The organism is Kitasatospora sp. NPDC041917 (assembly GCF_055589745.1).
Window position 1 is genome coordinate 39980 of record NZ_JBVJBI010000055.1, and the last position, 6589, is coordinate 46568.

Here is a 6589-nt window from a genome sequence, read left to right on the forward strand (position 1 = left end):
GAACGGGAGCCCATCGTGGCCGACACCCAACACTACGACGTCATCATCATCGGCACCGGCGCGGGCGGCGGCACGCTCGCCCACCGGCTGGCGCCCTCCGGCAAGCGGGTGCTGATCCTGGAGCGCGGGGACTACCTGCCTCGCGAGATCGACAACTGGAACTCCACCAAGGTGTTCGTGCAGGGCAAGTACCTGGCGCAGGAGACCTGGTACGACCGGCACGGCCACGAATTCACCCCGGAGGTCAACTACTACGTCGGCGGCAACACCAAGTTCTACGGCGCCGCGCTCTTCCGGCTGCGCCCCCAGGACTTCGGCGAGCTGCGCCACCACGACGGCATCTCGCCCGCCTGGCCCATCCGCTACGAGGACCTGGAGCCCTACTACACCCAGGCCGAGCACCTCTACCTGGTGCACGGCAAGCACGGCGAGGACCCCACGGAGGGCCCGGCCGGCGCGCCGTACGCCTACCCGCCGGTGGAGCACGAGCCGCGCATCCAGCAGCTCAGCGACGACCTGGAGAAGCAGGGGCTGCATCCCTTCCATCTGCCGATCGGCGTGAACCTCACGCAGAAGGAGAACGGGCGGGCGACCCACGACAGCGTCTGCATCCGCTGCAACCGGGTCGACGGCTTCCCCTGCCTGGTGAACGGCAAGGCCGATGCCCAGGTGATCTGCGTCGATCCAGCGCTGAAGCACGACAACGTCTCCATGATCACGGGCGCCAATGTGCGCCGCCTGGAGACCGATCCGACCGGACGCACCGTCACCGGCGTGGTCGTGGAACTCGCGGACGGCTCGGCGACGGGGTTCGGCGCCGACATCGTGGTCGTCGCCTGCGGAGCAGTGAACTCCGCCGCCCTGCTCCTGCGTTCGGCCAACGACCGGCACCCGAACGGGCTGGCCAACAGCTCGGACGTGGTGGGACGCCACTACATGCGGCACAACAACCTGGCCCTGATGGCGGTCTCGAAGGAACCCAACCCCACCCAGTTCCAGAAGACCCTGGCGCTCAACGACTGGTACCTCGGCTCGGACGACTTCGACTACCCGCTCGGCGGCATCCAGATGCTCGGCAAGTCGGACGCCGAGCAGATCCACGGTGAGGCGCCGCGGTGGGCCGGCAAGCTCTCGCCGGACATGCCGTTCGAGGTGCTCGCGCACCATGCGGTCGACTTCTGGCTGTGCGGTGAGGACCTGCCGCTGCCCGACAGCCGCGTCACCCTGGACGGCGACGGGAACGTCCACCTGTCGATCGACGAGAAGAACAACACGACCGGGCTGAAGAAGCTGCAGCACAAGCTGCAGGGCATGCTCGGTCAGCTGGGCATGCACGAGCACCGCCTGCTCGACCACAGCATCTACCTGCACAAGGGAATGCCGATCGGGGCCACCGCCCACCAGGCCGGCACCGTGAGGTTCGGCGACGACCCGAAGAGCTCGGCCCTGGACGTCAACTGCAAAGCGCACGACCTGGACAACCTCTACGTCGTCGACACCGCCTTCTTCCCGAGCATCGGCGCGGTGAACCCGTCGCTGACCGCCATCGCCAACGCCCTGCGGGTCGGCGACCATCTGATCGACCGGCTGCGCTGAACGCCCTCTGGTCCGCACCGGACAGCGGTCGAACCGGAGGGCTGCCCGGTCGGGCTAGCGGTCGTCGCCCGGTGCCCGAGCCCCTCGCGTATCGGAGTCGGTGAGGGGCTCCAGGTCGCCGAGCGTGTCGAGACGATAGAGCAGGACGAGGGCCGGCCCGACCACCACGACCGCGATCACCGTGACGATTGCCAACCAGCGCAACGTGTGAGCGGCTCCCGCGGCCTGTGCCACCGTCAACGAGGTGGGCAGCAGGTACGGGCGCTGGGCGAGGCCCCAGGCGGCCACGGTCAGGGCGACGCCGGCCACCGAGGTGTAACGGCACCAGCGGTACTCCCGCCGCGCGAGCAGCAGTGCGGTGAGGGCGGCGGCGAGGGCGGCGAGGATCACGAGCGCCAACCCGGCTCCATGGGTGAGGCCGTGCCAGACGTACGCGGCGTCGTGGTGGGTGACGGGGATGCCGATGACCGCCAGCACCACGATGGCTCCGAGGCTGCAGAGCGCTCGGAGCCGGAAGTACCGGACCAGGTCGTCGGCTCCGAAGCGGCGCGCGTCCGCGGTGAGGAAGACGGCGCCGAGGTACGCGGTGGCCGCGACGGTGAGCAGCCCGGTGACGATGGAGGTGGGATTGGCCCAGGCGTCGGAGGAGGCCGTGGTCCCGGGTGCGACCCGGCCGGAGGCGATGCCGCCGATGACCACGCCGAAGAAGAAGGGGGTGAGCAGTGAGGAGACCGCGAAGACCGCGCCGTAGATCCGCCGTCCGGCCAGGCGCCGGGTCGGCTTGCGCAGGGCGAAGCCTGCGCCGCGCAGGACCAGGCCGATGGCGGCCAGGGCCAGCGGCAGCCACATGGCGCCGAACACGGCCTGGAACATCGTGGGGAAGCCGGTCCACATGATGATGAAGACGAAGATCAGCCAGACGTTGTTGGCCTCCCAGACGGGTGCCATGGCATGGTCGATCAGCCAGCGGGGGCGCTCGCCGCGCTCGGCTCCCCCGGCCAGCAGGTCCCAGAACCCGGCGCCGTAGTCGGTGCCCCCGGCGCAGGCGTAGGCGGCGACTGCCAGCACCAGGACCCAGGACATCGCGTCGGCCATCATGACGTGCCACCAGGTGACCGCGGCGTACCGGGATCCGGCGCGGCTCCGGTGGCTGCCATGGTCGCTTCCCTTGGGCCGTACGGAGTGCCGGCCTCCGGACCGAGCGCGCCGGCCTGCCCGGCCGGGCTCTCGTCGGCGATCCGCCAGCGGGTGCGCATCTTCAGCAGCACGGCGAGGAAGGCAGCGAAAATGAGCACATACACGGCCACCACGATGCCGAACATCGTCCACAGTGAACTCACGCGGGTGGCGGTGACCGCGTCGGAGACCCGCATGTTGAAGTAGACGATCCAGGGTTGGCGGCCGACCTCGGTGGTGATCCAGCCGCACTCGACGGTCAGCAGACCGGCGGCCCCGGCGACGGCGGCGCAGCGGAAGAACCACCGGGATCGGGGGAGATCACGGCGGCGCCACCAGCACCACGCGTACCAGAGGGCGAGCAGGATCAGCAGGCTGCCGATGGTCGCCATGATGTCGAAGGCCCAGTGGACGATGGTCGCCTGAGTGGCGGTGGGGCGGTCGTCGGCGGCCACCGAGGTCAGGCCGGTGACCTGGGTGCTGGGCTTGAATCCGGCCAGGATGGAGTCGAGTTGGGGGATCTTGATGCCGCCGGAGATCGTTCCGTCCTCGTTGAGGCGACCGAACAGGTACTCCGGCACGTGGGTGTCGGTGTTCCAGACGATCTCGGCGGCGGCGAACTTGACCGGCTGTTTGTGGAAGACCTGCCGGGCGAGATTGTCGCCCAGGAAGAACTGGACCGGGGTGAGGATCGCGGCGACGGTGAACGGCACGGTGAAGCCGAGCTTGTGGTACCGGTCGCGGCGTCCGCGCAGCCAGCCGACCGCGTAGACCCCGGCGACCACGTAGCCGGCGGTCAGGAACATCGCCACCGCGAAGTGCCAGTACTGCGGGCCGAAGATCGGTGTGAAGATCGCCTGCCGCACGGTGACATCGACCGGGTTGCCCTGGGCGTCGAGGGTGAAGCCCTGCGGGGTGTTCATCCAGGAGTTCGCCGCGATGATGCCGAAGGCTCCCAGCAGCGCGGCCAGCGGCAGCGGCGCGCCGAGCCAGAAGTGCGTCCAGGGCCTGAGCCTGCGCCAGCCGTACAGGTAGATCGCGATGAGGACGGCTTCCAGGAAGAACGCCCAGGCCTCGACGCCGAATCCGAGACCGAACACGTCCCCCCAGCGGCCCATCATCCTCGGCCACAGCAGTCCGAACTCGAAGGAGAGGACAGTGCCGGTGACGATCCCGATGGCGAACTGCACGGCCATCACCGCCGACCAGCGCCGGGCCAGCTTCAGGGCCACGGCGTCACCCTTGCGCAGCCCGCGATAGTGCATCAGGAGCGTGATGAAAGGCAGCGCGACCCCGAACGGGACCAGGAGGATGTGGGAGCCCAGGGTGAAGGCCATCAGCTCGCGCGCGGGCAACGTCTGGGGTGGGGTGTTCGCGAGAAGAAGTGTGGTGCTGTGCATGTGTGCCTCGATGGCTCGATCCGTGTGGCGCTGGGTCAGTGAGCTGGCGGGGCCGGGTCGGTCGGAGCGCGGGTTCCGGCGGAGGTGAAAGCGCGCTCGCGGCGGGACCCGGAGGCGAACACGATCAACCAGGTGAGCAGCGCTCCGAGCCTGCTGCGGAAGCCGGTGAGGAAGGCGATGTGGATGAACAACCAGGCCAGCCAGCCCGTGACCCCTGACACGTTCAGCCGTCCGACCTTGACGACCGCCCGGCCCCGGGAGATGTAGGCGGCGCTGCCGAGGTCCAGGTATCTGAAGGGCTTCGGCTGTTTGGTCCGGCCTTCCACGGCGTGGCGGATCGCGCGGCCCGTGTAGGCACCCGACTGCATCGCGACCTCGGCCAGGCCCGGCAGCCTGTTCAGACTCATCAGGTCGCCCACGACGCGGATCTCCGGGTGGCCGGCGATCGTGAGGTCGGGCTCGACGAGGATCCGGCCGGCCCGGTCCTGCTCGGCGCCGGTCGCCCGGGCCAGCACCCCGGCAAGCGGTGGCGCCTCCACGCCGGCCGTCCACAGCACGGTGCGCGCGTCGATCCGGGTGATCCGGCCGGCACGGTCACGCGCCGTCAGGCCGCGTTCGTCCACGCCGGTGACCATCGCTCCCATGTGGAGCTCGACCCCGAGACCCTTCAGCGTCCGGGCCGCGCGGCGGGCCAGGGTCGGCCCGAACGCGGCCAGCACGGAGTCGGCCCCCTCGAGGAGCAGCACCCGCGCCTGCCCGGGCTCGATCGTGCGGAACTGCTTTTCGAGCGTGTGGCCGGCGATCTCGCGGATCTGCCCGGCGAGTTCGACTCCGGTCGGCCCGGCCCCGACGAGCGCGAAGGTGAGCCACTCCTGCCGCTCCCGGGCGTCCGTGGCCGACTCGGCCATCTCGAACGCGCGAAAGAGCCGCCGGCGGATGTCCAGCGCGTCGTCCAGGGTCTTCATCCCCGGGGCGTGCTCGGCGAACTCGTCATGGCCGAAGTAGGACTGGCGCACACCCGCCGCCACGATCAGATCGTCGTAGGGGAGGCTGATCATCGCACCGTCCGGCCGCCGCGCGTGAACCAGACGATCGTCCACGTCGACGTCCGTGGCCTCGGCCAGCAGGCAGCGGACGTTGTGGTGACGGCGCAGGACGGCGCGCAGCGGCTGGGCGATCTGCCCCTCGGAGAGGATCCCCGAGGCGCACTGGTACAGCAGCGGCTGGAAGAGGTGGTGGGCGCAGCGGTCGACGAGGGTCACGGCGACGGGCGACCGGCGCAGCGCCCGGGCGGCGAACAACCCGGCGAATCCCCCGCCGAGGATCACCACCCGGCGGGGCGTGATGTGGTCCTCCATCGCGGTGTCAGCCGCCGGTGGCGAAGCCGGGGAAGAGCGTCATTCCGCCGTCCACGTAGAGCGTCGTGCCCACCACGTAGTCGAGCAGGTCGGAGGCCACTGCCACGACGGCGTTGGCGATGTCGTCCGGGTCACCGACGCGGCGGTAGGGGATCAGCCGGAGGAGGTCGGCCTCGGCCTCGGGGGTGTCCCAGGCGTCCTTGTTGATGGGGGTGCGGATGGCGCCGGGGGCGACCGCGTTCACCCGGATCTTCTTGGGCGCCAGTTCTTGGGCGAGCGTCTGCATCATCATGCCGACGCCGCCCTTGGAGGAGGCGTAGTTCACGTGCCCCGACCAGGGAATGATCTGGTGGACCGAGCTCATGCAGATGATCTTTCCGGCGGCGCGGGACACCTCCGGGACGACGCCACGCCGCAGGAACTCCTTGGCCGCCTCCCGGGCGCAGAGGAACTGGCCGGTGAGGTTGACGTCGATGACCTTGTGCCACTGGGCCAGTGTCATCTCCGTGACGGGAGCGTCCCGCTGCAGGCCCGCGTTGGCGACCATGATGTCGATGGTGCCCAGCTCGTCGACCATGCCCGAGACCATCTTGACGACCTGCTCCTCGTCGGACACGTCGGCCTCGTGCGCGTAGGCACGGACCCCGAAGGCCTCGATCTCCGCGACCACCTTCTCGGCCTCGTCCGCGCCGACGACGTAGTTGACGACGACGTCAGCGCCGGCCCGGCCGAGAGCAATCGCCGTCGCCTTGCCGATGCCCGAGTTGGCACCGGTCACCAGGGCCTTCTGCCCAGCCAGGAGCTGCGAGTGGATCTCCCCACGATTCTCACCGACACTGCCTGCCACGACTTCTCCTTGCTCTTCCAGGCTCCGCACTTCTCGGCGAGAGAAGCACCATCAGGCACGACAAGCCCGAAGCGCCGCGCAGTGCTCACCCGTTCGGTAGTGGGCGCCACGCAATCGGGCTAGTGCCGCATCAGGCAACGTTGGCCCTGGCGACGACTGCGCGTAGGCGTTCGTCGGCGGCGTGCTTGTTCCGCCAGATGATGTAGCGGCGG

The 6589-nt window shown here is 69.6% G+C and carries 5 protein-coding genes and 1 pseudogene; 1 reads left to right on the top strand and 5 read right to left on the bottom strand.

The window, feature by feature from the left end:
• Window positions 1-15 precede the first annotated feature (15 nt).
• On the top strand, window positions 16-1596 hold the full coding sequence (locus ACZ6EM_RS36710; protein WP_401043378.1) for a GMC oxidoreductase: 1581 nt from the start codon (window positions 16-18) through the stop codon (window positions 1594-1596).
• A gap of 54 nt (window positions 1597-1650) precedes the next feature.
• Here ACZ6EM_RS36710 and ACZ6EM_RS36715 read toward each other — a convergent pair whose 3' ends face one another.
• The 5 genes and pseudogenes from ACZ6EM_RS36715 to ACZ6EM_RS36735 all read right to left on the bottom strand — a co-directional run.
• The gene (locus ACZ6EM_RS36715) at window positions 1651-2694 is read right to left on the bottom strand and encodes a cytochrome d ubiquinol oxidase subunit II (RefSeq protein ID WP_452177776.1); all 1044 of its coding nucleotides are present in this window, start codon (window positions 2692-2694) and stop codon (window positions 1651-1653) included.
• Window positions 2691-4172: a cytochrome ubiquinol oxidase subunit I gene (locus ACZ6EM_RS36720; protein ID WP_465774322.1), complete on the bottom strand. Its 1482-nt coding sequence runs from the start codon at window positions 4170-4172 to the stop codon at window positions 2691-2693. The genes ACZ6EM_RS36715 and ACZ6EM_RS36720 overlap by 4 nt, the downstream gene beginning before the upstream one ends.
• A gap of 35 nt (window positions 4173-4207) precedes the next feature.
• Window positions 4208-5530 carry an NAD(P)/FAD-dependent oxidoreductase gene (locus tag ACZ6EM_RS36725; RefSeq protein ID WP_465774323.1) on the bottom strand — a complete coding sequence of 441 codons (1323 nt, stop codon included), beginning with the start codon at window positions 5528-5530 and terminating at the stop codon, window positions 4208-4210.
• 7 nt (window positions 5531-5537) lie between these two features.
• A complete protein-coding gene (locus tag ACZ6EM_RS36730; RefSeq protein ID WP_465774325.1) occupies window positions 5538-6377 on the bottom strand; it encodes an SDR family oxidoreductase in 840 nt (279 codons plus the stop codon).
• A 130-nt stretch (window positions 6378-6507) separates the two neighbouring features.
• A pseudogene (locus ACZ6EM_RS36735) lies at window positions 6508-6589 on the bottom strand (transposase); the annotation flags it as partial.

Coding starts and splice junctions, on each gene's coding strand:
- ACZ6EM_RS36715 (WP_452177776.1), bottom strand. CDS start 2,694: ATGATGGCCGACGCGATGTCCTGGGTCCTGGTGCTGGCAGTCGCCGCC.
- ACZ6EM_RS36720 (WP_465774322.1), bottom strand. CDS start 4,172: ATGCACAGCACCACACTTCTTCTCGCGAACACCCCACCCCAGACGTTG.
- ACZ6EM_RS36725 (WP_465774323.1), bottom strand. CDS start 5,530: ATGGAGGACCACATCACGCCCCGCCGGGTGGTGATCCTCGGCGGGGGA.